The sequence below is a fragment of the Caulobacter rhizosphaerae genome (assembly GCF_010977555.1).
Taxonomy (GTDB): domain Bacteria; phylum Pseudomonadota; class Alphaproteobacteria; order Caulobacterales; family Caulobacteraceae; genus Caulobacter; species Caulobacter rhizosphaerae.
Window position 1 is genome coordinate 3,711,551 of record NZ_CP048815.1, and the last position, 23,373, is coordinate 3,734,923.

The 23,373-nt window shown below is 70.9% G+C and carries 21 protein-coding genes and 1 pseudogene; 14 read left to right on the plus strand and 8 right to left on the minus strand.

The features are described from left to right. The first annotated feature begins 5 nt into the window (after positions 1 to 5). The 8 genes and pseudogenes from G3M57_RS16960 (at position 6) to G3M57_RS16990 (ending at position 8,444) form a co-directional block, all read left to right on the plus strand. On the plus strand, positions 6 to 1,019 hold the full coding sequence (locus G3M57_RS16960; protein WP_188916133.1) for a glycoside hydrolase family 5 protein: 1,014 nt from the start codon (positions 6 to 8) through the stop codon (positions 1,017 to 1,019). A 136-nt stretch (positions 1,020 to 1,155) separates the two neighbouring features. Further along, positions 1,156 to 2,172, plus strand: a complete 1,017-nt coding sequence (gene mgrA / locus G3M57_RS16965; protein ID WP_056762956.1) for an L-glyceraldehyde 3-phosphate reductase — start codon at positions 1,156 to 1,158, stop codon at positions 2,170 to 2,172. Between the two features lie 83 nt (positions 2,173 to 2,255). Continuing rightward, positions 2,256 to 2,414: pseudogene (locus G3M57_RS27540) on the plus strand (helix-turn-helix domain-containing protein); the annotation flags it as partial. Between the two features lie 193 nt (positions 2,415 to 2,607). Further along, a complete protein-coding gene (locus tag G3M57_RS27545) occupies positions 2,608 to 2,949 on the plus strand; it encodes a hypothetical protein (protein WP_056762695.1) in 342 nt (113 codons plus the stop codon). A 178-nt stretch (positions 2,950 to 3,127) separates the two neighbouring features. Then, positions 3,128 to 3,484 carry a hypothetical protein gene (locus G3M57_RS16975; protein WP_156402436.1) on the plus strand — a complete coding sequence of 119 codons (357 nt, stop codon included), beginning with the start codon at positions 3,128 to 3,130 and terminating at the stop codon, positions 3,482 to 3,484. 147 nt (positions 3,485 to 3,631) lie between these two features. After that, positions 3,632 to 4,069, plus strand: a complete 438-nt coding sequence (locus G3M57_RS16980; RefSeq protein WP_163231891.1) for a hypothetical protein — start codon at positions 3,632 to 3,634, stop codon at positions 4,067 to 4,069. 88 nt (positions 4,070 to 4,157) lie between these two features. Then, positions 4,158 to 5,306, plus strand: a complete 1,149-nt coding sequence (locus tag G3M57_RS16985) for an efflux RND transporter periplasmic adaptor subunit (protein WP_230983656.1) — start codon at positions 4,158 to 4,160, stop codon at positions 5,304 to 5,306. A 9-nt stretch (positions 5,307 to 5,315) separates the two neighbouring features. Beyond that, positions 5,316 to 8,444 carry an efflux RND transporter permease subunit gene (locus G3M57_RS16990; protein ID WP_056762698.1) on the plus strand — a complete coding sequence of 1,043 codons (3,129 nt, stop codon included), beginning with the start codon at positions 5,316 to 5,318 and terminating at the stop codon, positions 8,442 to 8,444. 61 nt (positions 8,445 to 8,505) lie between these two features. On the opposite strand, the gene G3M57_RS16995 is transcribed toward G3M57_RS16990, so the two are convergent. Beyond that, a complete protein-coding gene (locus G3M57_RS16995) occupies positions 8,506 to 8,796 on the minus strand; it encodes a hypothetical protein (protein ID WP_156402437.1) in 291 nt (96 codons plus the stop codon). Positions 8,797 to 9,023: 227 nt separating this feature from the next. Between G3M57_RS16995 and G3M57_RS17000 the strand changes: the two genes are divergently transcribed. Continuing rightward, complete coding sequence (locus G3M57_RS17000; protein ID WP_082564814.1) at positions 9,024 to 10,133, plus strand: YeiH family protein; 1,110 nt, start codon at positions 9,024 to 9,026, stop codon at positions 10,131 to 10,133. On the opposite strand, the gene G3M57_RS17005 is transcribed toward G3M57_RS17000, so the two are convergent. Then, on the minus strand, positions 10,126 to 10,806 hold the full coding sequence (locus G3M57_RS17005) for an arylesterase (protein WP_163231893.1): 681 nt from the start codon (positions 10,804 to 10,806) through the stop codon (positions 10,126 to 10,128). The two genes, G3M57_RS17000 and G3M57_RS17005, sit on opposite strands and share 8 nt — an antisense overlap. Before the next feature lie 164 nt (positions 10,807 to 10,970). Between G3M57_RS17005 and G3M57_RS17010 the strand changes: the two genes are divergently transcribed. Both G3M57_RS17010 and G3M57_RS17015 read left to right on the plus strand, forming a co-directional pair. Next, complete coding sequence (locus tag G3M57_RS17010) at positions 10,971 to 11,681, plus strand: ABC transporter ATP-binding protein (RefSeq protein ID WP_163231894.1); 711 nt, start codon at positions 10,971 to 10,973, stop codon at positions 11,679 to 11,681. Further along, a complete protein-coding gene (locus G3M57_RS17015) occupies positions 11,681 to 14,209 on the plus strand; it encodes an ABC transporter permease (protein ID WP_163231896.1) in 2,529 nt (842 codons plus the stop codon). Before G3M57_RS17010 ends, G3M57_RS17015 begins: the two co-directional genes overlap by 1 nt. Here the strand turns inward: G3M57_RS17015 and G3M57_RS17020 are convergent. Then, positions 14,103 to 15,254, minus strand: a complete 1,152-nt coding sequence (locus G3M57_RS17020) for a M15 family metallopeptidase (RefSeq protein WP_163231898.1) — start codon at positions 15,252 to 15,254, stop codon at positions 14,103 to 14,105. The genes G3M57_RS17015 and G3M57_RS17020 overlap by 107 nt on opposite strands. 94 nt (positions 15,255 to 15,348) lie before the next feature. Between G3M57_RS17020 and G3M57_RS17025 the strand changes: the two genes are divergently transcribed. Continuing rightward, the gene (locus G3M57_RS17025; protein ID WP_163231900.1) at positions 15,349 to 16,443 is read left to right on the plus strand and encodes a L,D-transpeptidase family protein; all 1,095 of its coding nucleotides are present in this window, start codon (positions 15,349 to 15,351) and stop codon (positions 16,441 to 16,443) included. Between the two features lie 86 nt (positions 16,444 to 16,529). Here the strand turns inward: G3M57_RS17025 and G3M57_RS17030 are convergent, their stop codons facing one another. The 4 genes from G3M57_RS17030 to didA form a co-directional block, all read right to left on the minus strand. Further along, positions 16,530 to 18,527, minus strand: coding sequence for a TonB-dependent receptor (locus G3M57_RS17030; protein ID WP_163231902.1), 1,998 nt, complete (start codon positions 18,525 to 18,527; stop codon positions 16,530 to 16,532). Positions 18,528 to 18,769: 242 nt separating this feature from the next. Beyond that, on the minus strand, positions 18,770 to 19,675 hold the full coding sequence (locus G3M57_RS17035) for a hypothetical protein (protein WP_156402438.1): 906 nt from the start codon (positions 19,673 to 19,675) through the stop codon (positions 18,770 to 18,772). 91 nt (positions 19,676 to 19,766) lie between these two features. Then, complete coding sequence (dgcA, locus tag G3M57_RS17040) at positions 19,767 to 20,780, minus strand: N-acetyl-D-Glu racemase DgcA (RefSeq protein WP_163231904.1); 1,014 nt, start codon at positions 20,778 to 20,780, stop codon at positions 19,767 to 19,769. A 38-nt stretch (positions 20,781 to 20,818) separates the two neighbouring features. Further along, on the minus strand, positions 20,819 to 21,028 hold the full coding sequence (gene didA / locus G3M57_RS17045; RefSeq protein ID WP_163231906.1) for a DNA damage-induced SOS-independent cell division inhibitor A: 210 nt from the start codon (positions 21,026 to 21,028) through the stop codon (positions 20,819 to 20,821). Between the two features lie 127 nt (positions 21,029 to 21,155). On the opposite strand from didA, the gene G3M57_RS17050 reads away from it, so the two are divergent. Next, positions 21,156 to 21,467 carry a polyhydroxyalkanoic acid system family protein gene (locus tag G3M57_RS17050; protein WP_056762717.1) on the plus strand — a complete coding sequence of 104 codons (312 nt, stop codon included), beginning with the start codon at positions 21,156 to 21,158 and terminating at the stop codon, positions 21,465 to 21,467. Positions 21,468 to 21,509: 42 nt separating this feature from the next. Here G3M57_RS17050 and G3M57_RS17055 read toward each other — a convergent pair whose 3' ends face one another. Continuing rightward, positions 21,510 to 21,995: a low affinity iron permease family protein gene (locus G3M57_RS17055; protein ID WP_056762730.1), complete on the minus strand. Its 486-nt coding sequence runs from the start codon at positions 21,993 to 21,995 to the stop codon at positions 21,510 to 21,512. Positions 21,996 to 22,100: 105 nt separating this feature from the next. Between G3M57_RS17055 and G3M57_RS17060 the strand changes: the two genes are divergently transcribed. After that, positions 22,101 to 23,363 carry a cation:proton antiporter gene (locus tag G3M57_RS17060; protein WP_163231908.1) on the plus strand — a complete coding sequence of 421 codons (1,263 nt, stop codon included), beginning with the start codon at positions 22,101 to 22,103 and terminating at the stop codon, positions 23,361 to 23,363. Positions 23,364 to 23,373 lie beyond the last annotated feature (10 nt).

The following is a 23,373-nucleotide window of genomic DNA, read 5'->3' on the forward strand; positions in this document are numbered from 1 at the left end:
ACGCCATGGTCAAAACCCTCCAGGCCCTGATCCGTCCCCTGGCCGCCCTGGGCCTAGCCTCAGCCTTGATCGCCTTGCCCGCCGCGGCGCGCGAGATCTCCCCGCTGGACCAGGTCAGGACCATGACCCGAGGGGTCAACGTCCTGGGCTATGATCCGCTGTGGAAGGATCCGGCCAAGGGCCGCTTCCAGATGCGGCATTTCAAGACGATCAAGGACGGCGGCTTCAATACGGTGCGGCTGAACCTGCACGCCTTTGAGCACATGGACGCCGACAACCGGCTGGACCCCGCCTGGCTGAAGACCCTGGACCAAGTCGTCGACGCCGCCCTGGCCCAGAAGCTGACGGTCATTCTCGACGAGCACGACTTCAATGTCTGCGGCGAGGATCCTGCGGTCTGCAAACCCAAGCTGGTCGCCTTCTGGAAGCAGATCGGCGAACACTACAGGGACGCGCCGGACCAAGTGGTGTTCGAACTGCTGAACGAGCCCTGCAAGGGCCTCACCGACGAGGTCTGGAACGCCTGGGTCGCCGAGCTCCTGCCAGTCGTGCGGGCGACCAATCCCACGCGCAATGTCGTGGTCGGCCCCGCCTTCTGGAACAATATCAGCCACCTCGACCAGCTGAAGCTGCCGGAAGGCGATCGCCACCTGATCGCCACCGTCCACTACTACCTGCCCATGGAGTTCACCCATCAGGGCGCCTCGTGGAATCCGGCCACGCCCAAGACCGGCGTGACCTGGGGCACGGACGCCGAGCGCCAGCGGATGAAGGCCGACTTCGACGGCGTCCAGGCCTGGGCCAAGGCCCATGGCCGGCCCATGCTGCTGGGCGAGTTCGGCGCCTACGACAAGGGCGACATGGCCTCGCGCGCCGCCTACACCGCCGCCGCCGCCCGCGAGGCCGAGGCCCGCGGCTGGGCCTGGGCCTACTGGCAGTTCGACAGCGACTTCATCGCCTACGACATCGGCAAGGACGCCTGGGTCGAGCCGATCCGCAAGGCGCTGGTCCCGCGATAGAGCGTAACGACCGACGAACAGAAGAGTGGGATGACAAGCTTGGTTTTCCAAGCCATGCGTCCAGTCCGCGCCCCCTCCACACAGGAACCTTCCCGTGCAGAAGCCCTACGTCGCCGCCCCGACCCGCTATGACGCCATGCCCTATCGCCGCACCGGCCGCAGCGGGCTGGACTTGCCGGCGATCTCGCTGGGCCTGTGGCAGAACTTCGGGGGCGCCGACGTGTTCGAAACGGGTCGCGCCATCCTGCGCCGCGCGTTCGACCTGGGCGTCACCCATTTCGACCTGGCCAACAATTACGGCCCGCCCTACGGCTCGGCCGAGGAGAACTTCGGCAAGGTCATGGCCAGCGACTTCGCCGCCCATCGTGACGAGCTGGTGATCTCCACCAAGGCCGGCTGGGACATGTGGCCAGGCCCGTACGGGGGGATCGGCGGCTCGCGCAAGTACCTCATCGCCAGCTGCGACCAGAGCCTCAAGCGCATGGGGCTGGACTATGTCGACATCTTCTACTCGCACCGGGTCGATCCGACGACGCCGCTGGAGGAGACCATGGGCGCCCTGGCCCACCTGCACCGTCAGGGCAAGGCGCTGTACGTGGGCATATCCTCCTATTCGCCGGAACTGACCCGCCAGGCCGTCGCGATCCTGAAGTCGGAAGGCGTGCCGCTGCTGATCCACCAGCCGTCCTATTCGATGCTGAACCGCTGGATCGAGGACGAACTGCTGGACGCCCTGGAGGACCTGGGCGTGGGCTGCATCGCCTTCTCGCCCCTGGCCCAAGGGATGCTGACCAACAAGTACCTGGGCGGCGTGCCCCAGGACTCCCGCGCGGCCCGCGAGGGCTCGCTGGGCGGCCACCTGCTCAGCGCCGACAACCTGGCCCGCATCCAGGCGCTGAACCAGATCGCCCAGGCGCGCGGCCAGAGCCTGGCCCAGATGGCCCTGGCCTGGGTGCTGCGCGACCCCCGCGTCACCTCGGCCCTGATCGGCGCGCGCACCGTGGCCCAGCTGGAAGACTCCCTGGCCGCGCTGAACACCCTGGGCTTCACGCCCGAGGAACTGGGCCAGATCGACCGCCACGCCATCGAGGGCGCGATCGACCTGTGGAAGGTCTCGTCCAGCCTGGCCGTTTCGGATCTGCCCAAAGGCTGACTGCATCTTGCGGTGGAGCGCCGTCGGAATACAATTGCCTCATGACCGTGGGGGCCGATGGCTTGGACCAGACAGTGAGCGGCATGGACCGGCTGACCGAGCGCGAGCGCGCCTGCCTGAGTCTCGTGGACGAGCATCTCAGCTCCAAGGAAATCGCCCGCCGCCTCGGCCTCTCCAAGCACACCGTCGACTGGCACCTGGACAAGGCGCGGCGTCGTCTGGGGGCCGCCGACCGTTACGAGGCCGCCCGCCTGATCTCCCGCCGCGGCCTGACGGCTCCGTCTTGGTCCTGCCCCTCGCCCCCTCCGATCGCGTCGGGGTCCGACGCGGCGGGGCTAGCCTCCGTCCCTTCCTCCGGGTCTCCTGACCTCGTCGAGGTTTCGCGCTCCTCCGGCCGTCGGGCCGAAGGTCGCGACATCGAGGAAGGAACAGCACGTGCCGCCACTCACGGACTCCCAGAAGGATGCGATCAACCAGGCGATCGGCCTCCGCCGCGACGCCCTGAACTTTCACAAGGCCTGGCCGACCCTGAACTCGCAGGACGACCTGGCGCCGCCCTTCACCTGGACGGAACTGGAACGTCAGCTCGCCAGTCTGGCGGCGACCGCCCAGAACGCCCTGATGGCGTCGGACCTGGTCAGCGCGACGCGCAAGCAGGCCAGTTTCAAGCCGCCGGAAATGGTGCTGCGCGAGATCCTTTGCGTGGCGGGAGCCCTGATGGACGAGAGCTTCCTGCCTTCCGGCCGATCGGACCTTGGGGAGGCCCCAATGACCTGACGCTCGGCCAACGGCTGGCCTTCATCGCCGCCCTGATGCTCGCGACCGCTTTCGCGTTCGGCTCCCTGCTCGCCGGCCTGCACGCTCTCCAGGGGCTGTTCTAGGTCGTCGCGGCCCGAACGCTCTCCAAACTTCACCCCGGATGACGCGCCGTGTTCGCGGCGCGAGGAGAATCGTCATGCTCAAGGAACGTCGCGAGGCCGCCGAGGCCGTCGCCGAGGCCCTGTTCGCCGCCGAGAAGGCCATCGATGCGGCCATCGCCAGCACCGCCGCCCTGACGACCCTGATGCCGACTTCGCGCGAGGCCGCCAATCTCTCGGTGATGGTCGGCCAGGAGGCCCTGATCAGCGCCATCGAGACGATGCGCGCCCTGGGCGTGGCCCGGCAGAACATCCTCGAAACCCACGTGGGCCTCAGCAAGGCCCAGCACGACATCGGCCTCTCGGCTGTTTCCTTCGGCGGCGGCGGCAAGAAGCCCCCCGCCTTCCTGGTCGGCAGCCTTCGGGCCGTGCCGACGACGCGCGAAGTCGCCTGACCCCTCCCCGCTCAGGCCTCGCGCCGCGGGCCCGGTCATTCACCCCCACACATGATCGGGCCCGCACCTTCAAGGATCGGCTTCCGCCGCGGATCGGACTATCCTTCGGCCTCGACTCGCCGCCGGCCCCGCCCCGGAACTCCGCCGATGTACGTCCAGACTCCCGACCAGCTGTTCAGCCTCGCCCTGCTGCTGGCCTGTTGCGGCTTGGCCGTCTGGCGCGGGCGCTGGGTCGAGCGGGCCGCGGCCGCGGCGATGGCCGCGGCGTGGTTCGCCAGTCCTCTTGTGCAGGTCGATCAACAGGCCCTCGGCGTCCAGACCGGCGTGCTGGTCGTCGACATCCTCCTGCTGGCGGTCCTGCTCTACCTGGCCCTGACCACGGACCGCTGGTGGACCATGGCGGCGACGGCGTTCCAGGGCGTCGCGGCCCTGATCCATCTGGCCGCCGCCATCGACCGCGAGATCTTTCCCCGCGCCTACTATGTAGCCGGCAGCCTGATCAGCGATCTGGTGATGGGCGCGCTCCTGGTCGGGGCCTGGAACGCCGGGAGACGCCCGAAATCGGAGCCGAGCGAGTTCGCCTGACGCCGTTTGCTCTCCTTACGATCATTTAATCCGGTGAACGGCGTTTCTCGGTTAGAAGGCGGTGGCTGTTCAAATCATCGGAGCTGAGGTGGTCGTGCATCAACGGATCTATAGGCGCGACCTGCGTTCGACGGCGTTGCCGCTGGTGCTCTGCATCGGCGCCCTGGGGCTGTCGGGGTGCGACCATGGCGACAAGGCCAAGGCCAAGACGCCCAAGCCCTCCCTGACCGCCAGCCAGACCGTCAGCGTCGCCGCCGTGACCATCCAGTCGCTGCCGCGAATCATCAACGCCTCGGGCACCGTCACGCCCTGGGAAGAGGTGCCGGTCGGGGCCGAGACCGGCGGCCTGACCGCCGTGGCGGTCAACGCCGACGAGGGCCAGCTCGTGCGCCAGGGCCAGATCCTGGTCGCCCTGAACGACACCATGCTGCGCGCCCAGCTGCACCAGCAGGAAGCCGCCGTGGCCAGCGCCAAGGCCACCCTGGCCGAGGCCCAGGCCGCCCTGGGCCGCTCGCGCGAACTGCAGGCCAAGGGCTATCTGTCCCAAGCCTCGCTCGACACCGCGATCGCCCGCCAGCAGACCGCCGCCGCCCAGTTAGCCTCCGCCGACGCTTCCCGGAACGAAACGATCGCCCGCCTGGGCCAGGCCGCCATCCGCGCGCCGGTCTCGGGCCTGATCAGCCGCCGCAGCGTCACCAAGGGCCAGATCGTCACCGCCGGTACCGAGCTGTTCCGCATCGTTCGCGACGGCCGCCTGGAGCTGGACGCCGAGATTCCCGAAGCCGACCTGCTGTCCGTCAAGGCCGGCATGCCGGCCACCGTCACCTCCGACCAGGTCGGCCAGACGGCGGGCACGGTCCGCATCGTCACCTCCGAGGTCAACGCCCAGACCCGGGTCGGCCTGGCCCGCATCAGCCTGGCGCCCGGCGGCGGCTTCCGCTCAGGCATGTTCGCCCGCGCCCAGATCGCGGCCGGCAATCGCCCCGCCCCGACCATCCCGACCGCCGCCATCCTCTATCGCCAGAACCAGCCGGGGGTGTTCGTGGTCGACGCCAGCAACCACGCCCGCTTCCGCCGCATCGACATCCTGGCGCGCAACACCGACCAGACCTCCGCCGAGGGCCTGAACGCCGGCGAGCGCGTGGTGGTCGACGGGGCGGGCTTCCTGGGCGACAACGACGCGGTGCGCATCGCCGCGGCCACGGCGGGCTCGTCCACCGTCGCCGCCAAGCGCTAGGGGATCGCGATGGACAATCCGAGCCCCAACGCCAACAACATCTCGCGCTGGGCGATCAAGAACCCGATCCCCGTCCTGCTGCTGTTCGTGCTGCTGACCATCGCCGGGATCTCCGGCTTCGGCAGCATGCGGATCAACGACAATCCGGACGTCGACCTGCCGCTGGTGGTCGTCAACGCCTCGCGCCCCGGCGCCGCGCCGACCGAGCTGGAGACCCAGGTCACGCGCCTGATCGAGGACTCGATCGCCGGCCTGGGCCAGGTGCGTCACATCAGCTCCACCGTCGGCGACGGCTTTTCGTCGACCTTCATCGAGTTCGAGCTGGGCGTCGACCACGAGCGGGTCACCAACGACGTCCGCAACGCCATGTCCAACCTGCAGAGCTCGCTGCCGCAGGACATGCAGATCCCCAACGTCACGCGCATCGACATCTCGGGCAATCCGCTGATCACCTACGTGGTCCAGGCCCCGACCCTGACGCCTGAGCAACGCAGCTGGTTCGTCGACCACGATGTCAGCCGCGCCTTGCTGGCCATCAAGGGCATCGGCGAGGTCAACCGCCAGGGCGGCGTCACCCGCGAGATCCAGGTGGCGCTGGATCCCGACCGCCTGGCCGCGCGCGGCGTGACGGCGGCCGAGGTCAGCCAGGCTCTGCAATCGGCCAACGCCGACCTGCCGGGCGGCCGCGTGACCGTCTCCGGCTCGGAGCGGGCCATCCGCACCCTGGGCGCGGCCAACACGGTCGACCAGCTGCGCGAGACCCGCGTCCAGCTCAACAACGGCGAGACCGTGCGCCTGGGCGACCTGGGCGAGGTCACCGACCACTGGGCCGAACCGCGCAACCAGGCGCGCTTCAACAACCAGGAAGTGGTCACCTTCAACATGGTCCGCTCGCGCGGCGCCTCCGAAGTCAAGGTCGCCGAGAAGGTCCGCAAGGAGGTGGAGAAGCTCGACAAGGCCCACCCCGAGCTGAAGATCGTCGAGCTGACCTCGAACGTGAAATATATCGAGGAGAGCTACTACGCCTCGCTGGAGGCCTTGGGCCTGGGCGCCCTGCTGGCGGTGCTGGTGGTGCTGCTGTTCCTGCGCGACTGGCGCGCCACCTTCCTGGCGGCCGTGGCCATCCCGCTGTCGCTGTTCCCGACCTTCGCGGTCATGGCGCCGCTGGGTCAGTCCCTGAACGGCGTCACCCTGCTGGCCCTGTCGCTGACCGTCGGCATCCTGGTCGACGACGCCATCGTCGAGATCGAGAACATCGTCCGCCACATGCGCGGGGGCAAGTCGCCCTATCACGCTGCCATGGAGGCGGCCGACGAGATCGGCCTGGCCGTCGTGGCCACCACCTTCACCATCGTGGCGGTGTTCGCCCCCGTCGGCTTCATGCCCGGGATCATCGGCCAGTTCTTCAAGGCCTTCGCCCTGGCGGCCTGCGTCTCGGTGCTGTTCTCGCTGGTGGTCGCCCGCATGCTGACGCCGCTGATGGGCGCCTACATGCTCAAGGCGCATCACAAGCCCGACAAGGACCCGGCGTGGATGGGTCCTTATCTGAAGAGCCTGGACTGGGCGCTGTCGCACAAGATCATCGTGGCCCTGCTGGCCATTCCGATGCTGATCGGCACCGTCTTCCTGGCCACGCGCCTGCCGTTCGAGTTCCAGCCGGCGGCCGACCGCGGCCGTGCGCCATTCAGCGTCGAGCTGCCCCCCGGCGCCACGCTGAACGAGACCGACGCCATCGCCCAACGCATGACCCGCGCCCTGCTGGCCCGTCCCGAAGTCACCGGAGTCTACGCCTCGGTCGGCAATGACGGGGTCAACAAGGCCGAGCTGACCGCCGACCTCACGCCCAAGGGCGAGCGGATGAGCCAGCGTGACTTCAGCCGCCTGATGGTCGACCAGTTCAAGGCGATCCCCGGCGCGCGGATCGGGGCCGGCAGCAACAACGGCGGCGGCCCCAGCGACGGCTCCAGCTACACCCTGCGGCTGGTCGGCGACAACGGCCCGCAGCTGGAAGCCGCCGCCCGCGCCGTCGAGTCCCAGATGCGCACCGTTCCCGGCCTGGCCAACGTGGTCAACACGGCGGCGATCGCCCGTCCGGAGATCATCGTCTCGCCCAAGCCCGACCAGGCCGCGCGGGCCGGGGTCTCGGCCGGGGCGATCTCCCAGGCCGTGCGGGTGGCCACGATCGGCGACATCGACCAGTCCCTGCCCAAGTACAATCTGGGCGACCGCCAGGTGCCGATCCGACTGCGCCTGACCGACGACGCCCGCGAGAACATGTCGGTGCTGGAGACCCTCAAGGTTCCGTCCAGCCACGGCGGTTCGGTGCCGCTGAACGCGGTGGCGGACGTGCGCTATGGCGCCGGTCCGTCGCAGATCTCGCGCCAGGACCGCTCGCGGGTGGCCGAGATCACCGCCGAGCTCGACGGCATCGTGGTCGGCGAGGCCAGCAAGCGGGTCCACGCCCTGGTCTCGGTCAAGAACCTGCCGCAGGGCGTCAAGGAAGTGGCGGCGGGCGACGCCGAGTTCATCCAAGAGATGGTCACCGGCTTCGTCGCCGCCCTCGTGACCGGCATCCTCCTGATGTACGTCGTCCTGGTGCTGCTGTTCCGCAGCTTCGCCCACCCGGTGACCATCATGGCCGCCCTGCCCCTGGCGATCGGCGGCGCGTTCGGCCTGCTGGTGCTGGTCAAGAGCAGCTTCTCGATGTCGACCCTGATCGGCATCCTGATGCTGCTGGGCATCGCGGCCAAGAACTCGATCCTGCTGGTCGAATACGCGATCATGGCCATGAAGGGCGGCATGACCCGCCGCGAGGCCCTGCTCGACGCCGCCCACAAGCGGGCCCGGCCGATCATCATGACCACCGTCGCCATGGCGGCGGGCATGATGCCGGTGGCCTTGGGCTTCGGCGCCGACACCGAGTTCCGCGCCCCGATGGCCATCGCGGTCATCGGCGGCCTGATCACCTCGACCTTCCTGTCGCTGCTCTACATCCCGGTGGTGTTCGTGTTCATGGACAAGCTCAAGAACTGGTCCAGCAAGATTGTCGACCGGATGTTCAAGCACCAGCACGCGGCGCCCAGCCACGCGGCCCACCAGCCCGAGCCCATCGTCAGCGGCGGCGGGCGCGAGCTCTAGCATCGCCGCCTCTCCGTCGTCCCGGGCCCGCAAGCCGGGGACGACGGAGAAGACGCCGATCTCAAAGGCGCGAGACTATGCCCTGGATGGTCATCGCCCGGGCGGCGTTGTCCTCGCCCAGGCGGCGGGCGAGATCGCGGACGCCGGCGGGATAGGCCTCGCCGCCGTTGGCGATCTCGTCGGCGATCCGCTGGGTCTCGAGCATGCTGGCCCGCAAGGCGTCGATATGGGCTGAGGCCAGGCGCTTGGCCTCGGCCTGAAGGTGCTGGATCCGCTCGCTCAGGCCGGCGGTCGACTCCACCGCCACCTTCGCCCGCTGACCGGCCGTAACCACGCGAAGAGATGCCGACATAACCATCATTCCGTTCCACGCCGCGGATCTTGCGGCCACGGTCACCTTTTGCGGGGCGGCGGCTGAACGCGTTGTGAGGCTTTCGTTAGCCGCCGTTCAGAAACCAGCCCGAGCCCTGTCCTGCGGTGCAGGCGTAGGCGTCCGGCGCCGATTTTCCTTGTCGGCTTCCCTCGCATCGGGTCTCGATCGCCGGTGACCGGCGCGACTCGCCGGTTCAGGGCCCGACGATGAACTCCGACCTCGACACCGACACCGCCGCCGCGCGGGCGCTCTTCCAGTCGCTGGAGGGCATGGAGGGGCTGTCGCGACCGGAGCCGGCCGCCGCCGCCAAGGGCGCGACCCGCCTCCCGGGTCAATCGGCGCTGATCAAGCTCTATCCCGGCGTGCTGGTGGCGGTGACCATCGCGCTGGCCTCGCAGTGGCTGGCCCAGCACTACGGCGCGCCGGTGATGCTGTTCGCCCTGCTGTTTGGCATGACCTTCCACTTCCTGCACCAGGAAGGCCGCTGCATCCCCGGCATCGAGTTCTCGTCCAAGGCCGTGTTGCGCTTCGGCGTCGCCCTGCTGGGCGCGCGGATCACCGCCAGCCAGATCCTGGGCCTGGGCCTGACGCCGATCGTCACGGTCATCGTCGGCATCGGCTCGACCATCGGCCTGGGCGCGTTCCTGGCCAGGCGGATGGGCCTGAGGTCCAGCTTCGGCGTGCTGTCGGGCGGGGCGGTCGGCATCTGCGGGGCCTCGGCGGCCCTGGCCATCGCCTCGGTCCTGCCGCGCGGCAAGGACGCCGAGCGCGACACGATCCTGGCCGTCGTCACGGTCACGGCGCTGTCGACCATCGCCATGATCACCTATCCGCTGCTGACCGCGGCCCTGCATCTGGACCACACCCGGGCGGGGATCTTCCTGGGCGGCACCATCCACGACGTCGCCCAGGTGGTCGGGGCCGGCTACATGATCTCGCCCCACACCGGCGACGTGGCCACCTATGTGAAGCTGCTGCGGGTGACCATGCTGCTGCCGGTGGTCTTCACCATCGCCTTCGTCGTCGCCCGCATGGGACCAGGCGCGGCCGGGGGCGCCAAGGCGACCGTGCCGCTGTTCCTGGTCGGCTTTGCCGCCCTGGTCATCGTCAACAGCCTTGGCTGGCTGGCCAAGCCGGTCACCGACGCCGCCAACGAGATCTCCCGCTGGTGCCTGGTCACGGCCATCGCGGGCCTGGGCATGAAGACCTCGTTCAAGGACCTGATGACCGCCGGCTGGCGGCCCGTGGCGCTGATGGTCTTCGAGACCGTGTGGATCGCCGGCGTGGTGCTGGTGGCCGTCGAGTTCTTCACCTAGCCGCCGTCTGGGTGGGGATCGTCTTCAGCGCCTGGGCCACCAACGGCGCCAGTTTGCCGCCGATGATCCGCGCGCCGGCCGCATTGGGATGGATGCCGTCGCCCTGCATCAGCTGCCGCGACCCGCCGACGCCGGCCAGGATGTTGGCGTAGAGCGGGACCGAGAACTCCCGCGCCAGGGCCGGGTAGAGGGCGTTGAACTCGCGGGCGTAGGCCGCGCCGATCAGCGGCGGCGCGCCGACCCCGACCAGGACGATCCCGATCCGCCGTTGGCGCAGGCTCTGCAGGATGCCCCTCAGGTTGGCCTTGGTGACGCGGGGCTCGATCCCCTGCAGCAGGTCGTTGCCGCCCAGCGCCACGACGCACAGGGCGGTGTCCGGCGCGACGCTGAAATTGACCCGCGCCAGGCCGCCGCCGCTGGTGTCGCCCGACACCCCCGCGGCCCGCACGGTGGCCAGGACGCCCATGCGGGTCAGGGCCGCCTGCAGCTGGGCGGGCATGGCGTCCCTGGCCGGCAGGCCCAGGCCGGCGGTGATCGAGTCGCCCAGCACGGTGACCACCGGAGGCCTCGGCGACGGCGTGAGCTGGGTCCGAGGCGCGGCCGCGGCCTGGGTGGCCAGCAACAGTCCGGCGAGAAAGGCGCGGCGGTCCGGAAAGCGGGCGGGAAGGCTCATGGTCTGTCCATCGGCGCGGTCTGGAAGCGAGCCCGCGCGCGCGGGCCCCGCCGTCTTGCTGCACAAGGACTCCTGGACAACTGGATCGTCACCGCATTCAGGCTCATGGCTTCCTATGTAGGTTGGGTTCCGTCCAGACAATGACCAGGAAATCAGGAAGTTTCATGGCTGCAGGCTCCACGCCCGTCCTGGCTCTCGAGGCCGTGACCCTCACCCTGCCCTCGGCGGCGGGGCCCGTGAACATCCTGCGCGGCGTCGACCTGGCCGTGGGCCCGGGCGAACGGCTGGCGGTGATCGGTCCGTCGGGCTCGGGAAAGTCGTCGCTGATCGCGGTCGGAGCCGGGCTGGAGCAGCCGACATCAGGGGCCGTGCGCCTGTTCGGCCAGGACCTGGCCAGGCTCGACGAGGACGGCCGGGCTCGCCTGCGCCGAGGCCGCGCCGCCCTGGTCTTCCAGGCCTTCCATCTGCTGCCCAACATGACCGCCGAGGAGAACGTCGCCACGCCGCTGGAGATCGCCGGCGCCAGGGACGCCTTGGCCACGGCCCGCCAGTGGCTCGGCCGGGTGGGCCTGTCGGGCCGGCTGACCCATTATCCACACCAGCTGTCGGGCGGCGAGCAGCAGCGCGTGGCCCTGGCCCGCGCCCTGGCCGCCCGCCCCGCCCTGCTGTTCGCCGACGAGCCGACTGGCAATCTTGACGCCAAGACCGCCACCACCGTCGCCGACCTGATGTTCGCCCTGATCGCCGAGGTCGGCGCCGCCCTGGTCATGGTCACCCACGACCCGGTCCTGGCCGAGCGCGCCGACCGCATCGTGCGAATGGCCGACGGCCAGATCGACACAAGAAAGATCGATACGGGAAAGATCCTCGCCTGATGGCCGCCCTGTCGTTTCGCCTGGCCGCCCGCGAGCTGCGCTCCGGGGTGCGGGGCTTCCGCATCTTTCTGGCGTGCCTGGCCCTGGGCGTGGCCGCCATCGCCGCCGCCGGCTCGACCGCCGAGGCCTTCCGCCACGGCCTGGCCAGCCAGGCCCGCGAGATCCTGGGCGGCGACCTCTATGCCTCCGTCGAGAACCGAGACTTCACCTCCGCCGAGCGCGCCGCCTTCGATCGGCTGGGAATCACCACCTACACCGCCGCCGCCCGCGCCATGGCGGAGGCCCCCAGCGGCGACCGGCGCCTGGTCAGCCTGCGCGGCGTCGACCACCGCTTTCCCCTGGCCGGAACGGTGAAGGTGGACGGCGCGCCCGACCTGAAGACCGCCCTGGCCGACCGTGACGGCGTCTCCGGCGCGGCCGTCGAGCCGGCCCTGCTGGACCGCCTGCACCTGAAGCTGGGCGACCGCTTCACGGTCGGGCCGATAACGCTGCGGGCCAGCGCCGTGCTGGTCAGCGAACCCGACGGCCTTTCCCGGGGCTTCGCCCTTGGACCGCGCGTGCTCGTGCGCCGCGAGGTGCTGGAGCGCTCGGGGCTGCTGGCGCCCGGCGGCCTGTCCGGTCGCGCGGTCCGTGTCGCCCTGCCGGCCAGCCAGGACCCGCGCGCCGTTGGCAAGGCGGTCCAGGCCCGGTTTCCCGATGCGGGGTTCGAGGTTCGCGACCGCCTGGACGCCGCCCCCGGCGCGCGCCGTCTTATCGACCAGCTGGAATACTTCCTCGGCTTCATCGGCCTGGCCTCGCTGGTGGCCGGCGGCCTGGGCGTGGCCGGCGCGGTCAGCGCCTATCTGGCCACGCGCGAGCCATCGATCGCCGTGCTCAAGGCGCTGGGCGCCGACGGCGCGCTGATCCGCAACCTCTACCTGATCCAGATCGGGCTGCTGGCCGTCCTGGGCGTGGCCATTGGCCTGGCGATCGGCGCCGTCGCGCCACTGGTCCTGGGACAGCTGGCTGGCCCGTCCCTGCCGATCCCGGCCCTGTTCGCCGTCTATCCCCTGCCCCTGGCCAAGGCCGGGCTGTTCGGCCTGTTGGCGGCCGCGGCCTTCTCGCTGGTCCCGCTGGCGAGGGCGCGCCGCGCGCCACCGTCGGCCCTGTTTCGCCGCAGCCTGGGCGGCCGCCTTCCGCTGAGCCTGGAAACCCTGGGCGCGGTGCTGGCCGGCGCGGGCCTGGCCGCCCTGGCCGTGGCCACCGCCCCGACACCGATCGCCGCGGCGATCATGATCGCCGGGGTCGCCGTCTCGTTCGCGGTCCTCTGGGCCCTGGGACGCGCCGCCGCCTGGGGCGCGGGCAAGATGAGACGCCTGGTCAGCGGTCCCGCGAAGCTCGGCCTGGCCAACCTGGCCGGACCGCGCTCGGCCGCCCGCACCGCCAGCCCGGCCATCGGCCTGGGCGTGGCCCTGCTGGCCTGCGTGGTGCTGATCCAGTCGGCTCTGCTGACCCAGATCACCACCACCGCCCCGCGCACCGCCCCGGCCATGGTGTTCACCGAGATCCCCGGCGGCCAAGCCGCTGCGTTCGACGCCGAGGTCGCCCAGGTCATGCCGCTGACCCTGGAGACCTATCTGCGCCTGCCCTTCGTCACCGGCCGGATCAGCGGCCTGAAAGGCCGGCCGGTCGATAAGGACAGGATCAAGCCGGGCCAGCGCTGGGCCTTCGACAACGACATCGGCATGACCCTGCTGAGCGGCGCGCCGCCAAGCAACCAGGATGGAGGCGGCGAGACCACCGCCGGCCGGTGGTGGAGGCCCGACTACGCCGGCCCGCCGCTGCTGGCCCTGAACGCCGAGCTAGCCGAGGGCGCGGGGCTGAAAGTTGGCGACAGCGTCACCCTGACCATCCTGGGCCGCGACATCGAGGCCCGCGTCGCGGTGCTGCGCAGGATCGAGTTCGGCGGTTTCGGCCCCAACTTCAACGTCGTGCTGAACGCCAGGGCCCTGGAGGGGGCGGACCTGCGCAACGTCGCCATCGCCCGGCTGGGCAAGCCTCAGGAAGCCGCCCTGACCCGCCGGCTCGGCGACAGCTTTCCGGGGGTCAACGTCATCAGTGTCCGCGAGCAGCTGGACGCCGCCGCCGCCCTGTTCGACCGCCTGGCCCTGGCCGTGCGGGGCGCGGCGGCAGTGGCGGGCCTGGCCGGCCTGCTGGTGCTGGCAGGGGCCATCGCCGCCGGGGCGCGGGCCCGGGCGCGCGAGGCCGCGACCCTCAAGGTGCTGGGCGCCACGCGCGGCCAGATCCTGGCCGCCTACGCGATCGAGTACGGCGCGGTCGGGCTGATCGCCGGGGCGGCGGGCGTGGCCCTGGGCTTCGCCGCCGCCTGGCCGGTGGTGGTCAAGGTGTTCGAGGCCCGCTGGAGCGTCGACTGGGGCGGGGTCATGATCCTGCTGGTCGGCGCGGCGGGGCTTTCGACGGCGGGGGGCCTTTTGGCGGCGGCCTTGGCGCTGGCGCAGCGGCCGGCGCCGGTGCTGCGGGCGGAGTGAGCAGCGGGTCGCCGGGACGGCCGGAGCCGGCCAGCGGCAGGCTGGCGATCGGCACGCCCGGCAGCATCGGCTCGCCCGTCCACTCCCAATGCCAGGGCTCGAACACGTAGTTGACGAAGCCGAACCGCCCCGCGTTGGCCACTAGCCAGCGATAGAGGTCCGACCGGGTCATCGCCAACCGGTTGGGATCGGCGCTGGAGTCCGGTCCGAACCCCGGCGCGGCGGCGATGAACAGGTCCACGGCCAGGCCGGTGCGGTGGGCCGAGCAGATGGTCCGCGACACGCCCTGGCAGTTGTTGTCGCGGGCGCAGCGGGCGGCGTCGGCGGCCGGGTCGCGGAAGCCGGAGAACAGGGTCAGAGCGCGCGGGTCGCGCACCACCCCGGCCGCCTTTGCCTCGGCGACCATCCGGCGATAGGCGTCCAGGGCGCCGGGCCGCAGCTGGATGGCCTTGCCGCCGTAGCTCTCCTCGGGCTTGGCGGTGGACAGCAGGGCGACCGACGGCGCGCCGGGGCAGATCCCCTCGCCGTTGACCTTCACGAACGGCCGCGCCCGATGCCAGCGCACGAGCATGACCTTGAAGGTCTCCGGGTCGAAGGTCCCGGTCGGCTTCAGGCCATGACCGCCTTGCCATCGCGCGAGGGCGGCGGCGAAGCGCGGCGTGCCCGGGGCGCAGGCGGTCTGGACCTCGTGGGCGACGCGGGGGGCGTAGATCTCCCACCCGGTCTCGGCCCGCCCGAACGGCGTCCAGGTCAGGGTGGTCAGCGAGGCGGCGTTGACCGGCGCGGCGCTGGCCGAGGCGCCGCCGGCGTTGCAGTCCTCGGGCGAACCGCCGGGCGCCGCTCGGAGGGTTGGGCTGGCCGGCGGATCGTTCGACGGCAGATAGGTCGGGGGCGCGTACTGGGCCGGTTCGCGCGGCGCCGAGGCCGAGGGCGGCGGCAAGGCCGGCGCGGGGCGCTTGCCCGGCCACATCACCCACGCGACAAACGCGGCGACCAGCACGGCCAGCCCGCCCAGAACCCAGATCAGCCAACGCAGGATCTTCAAACAGGGCTCCTTGGCCGCGGGAGGCCGGTGGTGGAACTTCGCCATGGCTCAAGGCTTGAGAGGGGCAAGGCGTTCCCGCCCCGGAGTCGTTTGCATGCCCTTGCCCCTGCGTCCTGTCGTTTTGCTGCTCGGCTGCCTGGCGGCCACCGCCGCCTGTTCCGATCCCGCCCCGAAGCCGGACAAGCCGGCCGTGTCGAAGCCCGCCGCCCCGCCCGCCAAGCCCCAGACGCCGGTGGTGGCGGCGCCGGCCGTCGCCCCCGCCGCGCCCTCGCCGCTGGCCCAGGCCGTGAACGCCGCCGCCTTCGATCCGGCCGCCACGACGCCGCAGGCCAGGCAGGCCTATCTGACCCGCGCCCAGGTGCTGCTCGACCGCGCCCATTTCTCGCCCGGGGTGATCGACGGCCGGGAAGGTTCGAACCTGACCCTGGCGATCAGCGCCTTCCAGGAAGCCCGCCGGCTGACCGTCGACGGCAAGCTGAGCCCCGCCGTCTGGGACGCCCTGGTCGCCGACGCCGGCCCGGCCCTGACCGACTACGTGATCACGCCGGAAGACGTCGCCGGGCCGTTCACCCCCGACATCCCCAAGGACGACTACGAGGCGATGGCCAAGCTGCCGGCCCTCGGCTACGGCTCGCCGCTGGAGGCCCTGGCCGAGAAGTTCCACATGGACGAGCCGCTGCTGCAGGCGCTCAACCCCGGCGTCGACTTCTCCCAGGCCGGAACCACGATCATCGTCGCCGCCCTGGGGCCCGACGGCCTGGACGGCAAGGTCACGCGGATCGAGATCGACAACGCCAGGGGCGTGCTCAAGGCCTATGCCGACGGCGACAAGCTGCTAGCGGTATATCCGGCCACGGTGGGCAGCACCGAGCGCCCGGCCCCGGTCGGCGAGTGGGCGGTCAACACCGTGGCCCCGCGCCCGACCTATACCTACGATCCCTCGCGCCTGACGTTCGGCAAGCCGACGGGAAAGCTGACCATCAAGGCCGGGCCGAACAATCCGGTGGGCTCCACCTGGATCGACCTGACCAAGGACACCTACGGCATCCACGGCACGCCCGACCCCAAGCTGGTCAACAAGCGCGCCTCGCACGGCTGCGTGCGGCTGACCAACTGGGACGCGGCCGAACTGGGCGCAGCGGTGCAGAAGGGGGCCAAGGTGGTGTTCGAGGGCAAGCCGGTGCGGTGATCGGGACACGCCCTCGCGGCGTGTCCCCCACTTGCCGGCGCGTCGCTCGACGCTGGGGACACGCCGCGAGGGCATGTCCCCGGTCCCTACAGCGCCACCCTCAGTCCCACCCGCACCACCCTCGGGGCCGCATACCCCGCTACGCCGTCCGCCGTCCGCGAGGTCTGGATATTGGCGTCCAGCAGGTTGTCGCCGACCAGGTACAGCGTCACCAGGGGCTTCACACGCCAGTCCAGCCGGGCGTCCAGCCGCCAGGCCGGATCGAGCACGCGGCTGTTCAAGTCGTCCTCGAACCGCTTGCCTTCCCAGGTCAGGTCCGTGGTCAGGGCCAGGGTTTCGGTCAGCTCGGCCGACAGGCCCGCCGTGGCGCTCCAGATCGGGGCCTGGGCCGGGCGCTTGCCGGTCAGCTGCGGAGCCGTCGAACCGCCGTCCACCCGGGCGTCGGTGACCGACAGGGCCGAGCTCAGAGTCACGGCGCCGACCGTGCGCTCGGCGCGGCCTTCCAGCCCGACCGCGTCGATCGTCCCCGCGTTCTGGCGCTGGCGCAGCACGCCGCCGGCCGGGATGAAGCCGCCGATCGGGAAGGTTCCTGGCCCGGCGCCCAGGGTGACGTTGACGATCGGGTCTTCGATCCGGTTCCAGAACGCCGTGGCCTCGACCAGCCCCTTGTCGCCCTTGTGCGAGACGCCGGCCTCCAGGCCCTGCAGTCGCTCGGGCTTCAGCCCCGCATTGGCCTCGGTGACGTCGTTGCCCACCCGGAACGGGCGATAGAGCTCGTTGAGGCTGGCGGGCCGGAAGCCGGTATAGCCCGCCAGGCGGGCCGTCGTTCCGCCGCCCAGGTCGCGGGTCACGCCCAGCCGGCCGCTGACCACCTCGCCGTCGCGATCGGCCGGATGCTGGTCCAGCAGCACCGCCCCGGTCAGGGCGCTACGCTCGACCCGGAAGCCGTCGGTGGTCGCCCAGTGGTCGAGCCGCAGGCCGCCGGCCACCAGCCAGGAGCCTGCCGTCCACGATCCATCGGCATAGGCCCCGGCCACCGCGGTTTTGCCGCCGGCCACGCGGTTGCGGGTGTAGGTCCCGCCCAAATAGCTGTAGCGCTCGCGCTCCTCGCCGTCGTTCAGGCGCGCGTCGGCGCCCAGCTCCCACTCCAGCCCGCCGGCCTTGCGGCGCAGGGCCCCGTTGAGGCCCCAGCCGGTAGCCGGGGTCTTGTCCTGGCTGTTGGCCGGCGTGGTGGCCGAGCGACCGGCGGCAACGGCGACCGAGCTGTTGAACAGGTCGCTGGTCCGCCGCCAGGCCTGCAGCTTCCAGCCCAGGGCCGCGCCGCGCGGGGCCTTGACCAGGGTGGCGCTGAACACGTTGCCCGAGGCGTTGGCGCGGGCTCCGGCCAGCCCCGCCCCGCGATCCTCCTCGAAGAACCCGCCGCGCAGCGACAGCAGGCCCAGGGCCGTGGCCATGTCGACGCGGCCGGAGATGCTCTTGGCCTCCAGGTCGGTCCGGGTGTCGGCCGCGCCTCGGGCGTCGCCCCGCACCGGCACGTAGCCGTCGGACTTGTCGTAGAAGGCCGCGCCGGTGAACTCAAACCGCCCGAAGGTCGAGGTGGCCGCGGCGGAGGCGCGCTTGGAGCCCAGCTCGCCGACCGAGACGTCGGCGGCGACGCCCGCGTCCCGCTCCTTGAGTCCGATGACGCCGGTCAGGGCGCCGGCCCCGTAGGGGCCCGCCCCTGCCCCGCGCACGACGTCGATCCCGGCCAGGGACTCCGGGGCCAGCTGCGACCAGATCACCCAGCCGCCGAACGGGTCGTTCAGCGGTACGCCGTCCAGGGTGACCAGGGTCCGCCCCGCGCCGGACGGCGCGATGGCCCGCAGGCTGATCCCCTGGGTGGTGGGATTGGCCGACAGGCTGGAGGTGCGGCGAAACAGCGACACGCCCGGCGTCTGGCCTATCGCCTCGTCCACCCGCTGGCTCTTCGCCAGGTCGCCCTCGCCCAGATGGACGGCGGAAAACGCAGCCTCGGCCGCGGCCGGCGGCAGGCGCGCGGCGGTGACGATCACCTGCTCGATGGGAGGCGGCGTGTCGAAGGGCATGAGGAGTCTCGTTCAGGGAGCGCGGGCCACCGACCTAAACCGCTTCGCGCGGCGGAAGAACCGCGTCCGGCGCCGCGCTTCTCCTTTGGTACGCTCGGCCGCCCAAAACGTTCAATCTGGCCCATGCCGCGCGGCGCCTGGCGAGACTTAACGCTGGCCCTGGAGCCCGCTCGCCACGCCCGCCAGGCGGTCGTCCCCGAAGGCGCGAGGCCTTCTCCCCACCGGGAAGACTGTCCGAGAGTCTAGCAGCTTCCCGGATTGTCCCGCTTCAGCACGCAGATCATCTTGTTCCCGCGCGGCGCGCCGTAGACGGCGACCAGGCGGCTCTCGAAATAGGCCCACTTGGCCCGGGTGTCCTGGGCGGCGACGTCCATGGCCCGGTTATAGGCCGGCAAGCCGCGCGCGGTGCCGGTGGTGTCCTTGTTGAGCACCGCGTGCCTGATCCGCCCACTGCAGTACAGCGACTCCGGGAAGCCGTCGTAGCAGCCGCTGATCAGGCCCGCCGGAAACGCGCCGCCAGCCGGCGACAGCCATGGCGCGGGCGCGGCGTGGTTCAGGCCCTGGGGATCGGCGATCGAGGGCGCGGCGCGCGGCGTGTCGATCCAGTTGCTGTGCGAGTAGAAATCCTGGGCGGCGTGGAACGCCATGCCCATGTCCTCGAACACGTTGCACTTGGCCCGGCCCTTGACGCCGTTGAACGTGCAGCCGCCGAAGATGCTGGTGCTGCCCAGCTGCAGGTTCGGCTTCACCAGGCCGGCCGCGTCGCTCACCGCCGCATTGATGTTGTTGTAGATGTAGGTGCGGCACGAGGTCAGGATATTCTGGGCGGTGGCGGCGCTCTGGGGATAGGCGCCCGGCGTGAAGAAGTCGCCGCCGTCGCAGTGGGCGGGCTTGCTGCTCATCAGGCCGCGCGTCGGGTTGTCGGGCGCGCCGACCGCGCCCCAGGTGCCGTTCTTGCCGGCCAGCTGATCCAGCGAGTCCGATCCGAAGCCGAACGTGGCCAGGCCGCTGCGCGTGATGCGCTCATGCTCGGCGTTCTGGCCCAGGCTGCGGATGGTGCCAAAGGCCTGGGCCTTGGGGGTGAGAGCCTGCGGCGTGAGCAGGATCGAGGCGGCGACGGCCGCCAAAGCCATGGAACGCTTACGCATGACGATACCTCCCTGATTATTCAATCAAAGGTTACATCCATGCGCGCGAAAGTACAGCTCAGATCCTGCCGTCGCGCGCCGTCCTGTGCGCTCAGAGCCACAGGCCGGTCGCTGTCATTCCGTCACCCCAGAACCCCTCGGCGGGCCGCGTCATCCGCCCGTCCGCCACCCGGCAGCCGCCGGGATGGTCCTGCGCCAGCCACCAGGGTCCGTCCAGGTCGGCGAAGGCGCAGGAGCCCGCCAGGTGCAGGGCGGGCGCGATGGCCAGGGACGAGGCCACCATGCAGCCGACCATCAGGACGAAGCCGTGGTTGCGCGCTTCCTCCAGCATCAGCAGGGCCTCGGACAGTCCGCCGGCCTTGTCGAGCTTGAGGTTCACGGCGCGATAGCGGCCCTTGAGCGCCGCCAGATCCTCGGCCACGTGCACCGACTCGTCGGCGCAGATCGGGTAAGGCGGATCGTAGCCCTCCAGCGCCTGATCCTCGCCGGCCGGCAAGGGCTGCTCGACCAGGGCGATGTTGAGGTCCGACAGCACGGGCTTGAGACCGTCGAGCGTCGCGAAGTCCCAGCCCTCGTTGGGATCGACGATCAGCCGGGCGTCCGGCGCGGCCCGGGCCACGGCCAGCAGCCGGGCGGCGGGATCGTCGGCCGACAGCTTGACCTTGATCAGCGGGGCGGAAGCCACGGCCCGGGCGGCCGCGGCCATGGCTTCGGGGCCGTCCAGGCTGACCGTCACGGCGGTGACCAAGCTGTCGGGAACGCGCAAGGCGGTCAGGGCCTCAACGCTCAACCCCTCCCGCTTGGCCCGCAGGTCCCAGAGGGCGCAGTCCAGGGCGTTGCGCGCCGCGCCGGCCGTCAGCAGGGCCAAGGCCTCGTGCGGCCCCGCGCCCTCGCGCAAGGCCTGGGCGGCGGGGCGCAGCTGGGCGACCACGCTGTCGACCGTCTCGCCGTAGCGGGCGTAGGGCACGCTCTCGCCGCGACCGACCAGCTCGCCCTCGACGATCTCGACCACCACGACCTCGGCGGCGGTCTTGACCCCGCGCGAGATGCGGAACGGGGCCTTCAGGCGGTGGCTGACATGGGCGATGGAGACGATGCGCTGCATGCCCCCTGCCATCCCACCGATCGCTCGACTTGGCTAGCCTAGTGGCGACGGCGGATCGGCGAGTCGGCGCGGCGCTCGCGGAACACCTGCATCGCCAGGCCCGGCCGCACCACGAACAGGGCGGCCCAGACCAGCAGCACGCCGGCGTAGTTCAGAGCGCCGAGAACGCCGCCGGGCCGGCCGGGACGGGTGAAGCGGACCGAACGGGGTTGGGGCTGGAACAGGCTGGGCATGGCGATGTCGGTCATGGCGTCCTCCGTGGATGCGCCGACCTTCGCCGGTCGATGCGTCAGATCCGGACGTAGAGACGGACGCTGCTCGGCCCCATATGTCCCTCGCGGGCGTTAGGCCCATGGACAAAGGAGCGCCACGCGCATGAGCAAGCCGGTGACCATCACCATTCCCCACCAGCTGGGGGCGGCCGAGGCGCGCCGCCGCATCGAGGAAGGGTTCGGCCAGTTGCTCAGCCAGACGGGCGGCATGGTCAAGGATGTCCAGAAGGCCTGGGCCGGCGACGCCCTGACCTTCTCGGCCCAGGCCATGGGCCAGCCGATCTCCGGCGTGCTGACCGTGTTCGACCAGTCGGTGCGGATGGACATCGTCCTGCCCGGCCTGCTGGGCATGATCGCCGGCAAGATCACCGGTCAGGTCAAGAAGCAGGGCCAATTGCTGCTGGAGAAGAAGTAGGCGACCCGGCGCCCGCCCGGCGAACGTCGGGATGGGCGAAGATCAGGACGTCTTCACCCGGCGCGCCGGGGCGTTCTTGGCGGCCGGGCGCTTGGCCGGGGCGCGTTTGGCCTTGGGCGCCGCCTTGGCGTTCTTGCGGGACTCGCGAACGGCCGACACCTTCTCCAGCCGATCCTGGGCGACCTTGGCGTGCTCGACGCAGCGGGCGTGCATGGCCGCCAGTTCCTTCTCGGTCAGCTTCTCGATGCCCATGAAGTCGTTCTCGGCCTCGGAGGTCAGGATCAGCTCGTCCAGCTTGGTCTGAACGGCCGCGCCGTCGCGGTTCTGGGTGTTCTGGATCAGGAACACCATCAGGAAGGTGATGATCGTGGTGCCGGTGTTGATCACCAGCTGCCAGGTTTCCGAGAACTTGAAGATCGGCCCGCTGGCGGCCCAGACGACGACCAGCAGCACGCAAACCAGGAAGGCCGGCGGGCTGCCGGTGATGCGCGCCGTGGCGTTGGCGAATTTGGCGAACAGTTTGTCCATGCGCTCCAGCTCCTGTGCACGATCGCCTGGCTCGTAACGCCCGACGGCGCCGCTGGGTTCGGTCCTCCCATGGCTCCGGTCGCTCGGCCCGCGCGTTAGGGACCCATGTTCGATTCGTACCTGCTGTTCCTGCTGGGCCTGGGCGTCGTCGTCCTGCTGATCGCCTGGCTGCCGATGGCGCTCAGCCGTCTGCCGCTTTCCGTGGCCATCCTGTGCGTGCTGATCGGGGTGGTGGTGTTCCACGGCGGCGTCCTGCCGTTCCGCTCCGATCCCCTGCGCTTTTCGACCCTGACCGAACGGCTGACCGAGATCGTGGTGATCGTCTCGCTGATGGGCGCGGGGCTGAAGATCGACCGACGGATCGGCTGGCGGCGCTGGGAATCGTCCTGGCGGCTGATCGCGGTCACCATGCCGCTCAGCATCCTGGCGGTGACGCTGATGGGCGTGCACGGCCTGGGCCTGCCGCTGGCCGCGGCCCTGCTGCTGGGCGGCGCGCTGGCGCCCACCGACCCGGTGCTGGCCTCGGACGTCCAGGTCGGACCGCCCCGCTCGGGCGAGGACGGCGAGGCGCGGTTCGCCCTGACCTCCGAGGCCGGTCTCAACGACGGCTTCGCCTTTCCGTTCGTGCACCTGGCGGTCGGACTGGGCCTGGCGGGCGGTGTGGTCAGCGCCCCGCTGCTGACCCACTGGCTGGCGGTCGACGTGCTGTGGCGCGTGGCGGCCGGCGCAGGCGTGGGCTGGGCGGTGGGCCGGGCTCTGGGCTGGGCGACGTTCAAGGCCCCGCACGCCCGGATCTCGGGCACCGGCGACGGGCTGGTGGCCCTGGGCGCCACCCTGGTGGCCTACGGCGTGGCCGAGGCCGCGCACGGCTACGGCTTCCTGGCCGTGTTCATCGCCGCCCTGGCCCTGCGGGAGACCGAGCGCGACCACGCATTCCACGAGGCCATGCACGATTTCGCCGAGCAGGTGGAGCGCCTGCTGATGATGCTGGTGCTGGTCCTGCTGGGCGGGGCGGTGGCGGGCGGCCTGCTGGACTCCCTGACCTGGAAGGAAGTGGCGTTCGGCCTGGCCCTGGTCTTCGTCGTCCGCCCCCTCGCCGGCTGGATCGGTCTGACCGGCGCCCCGCATTCGAAGCGGGAACGCGCGGTCGTGGCGTTCTTCGGCATCCGGGGGCTGGGATCGTTCTACTACCTGGCCTATGGCCTCAACCACGGCGACTTCCATCGGTGGGACCGGCTATGGGCGATCACCGGCTTCGTGGTGCTCTGCTCGATCCTGGTCCACGGCGTAACCGCCACGCCGCTGATGACGCGGATCGACGCCTGGCGGCGCCGGGAAATCCTGCACGAGGACGAAACGCAACCATGACGCGATTGCG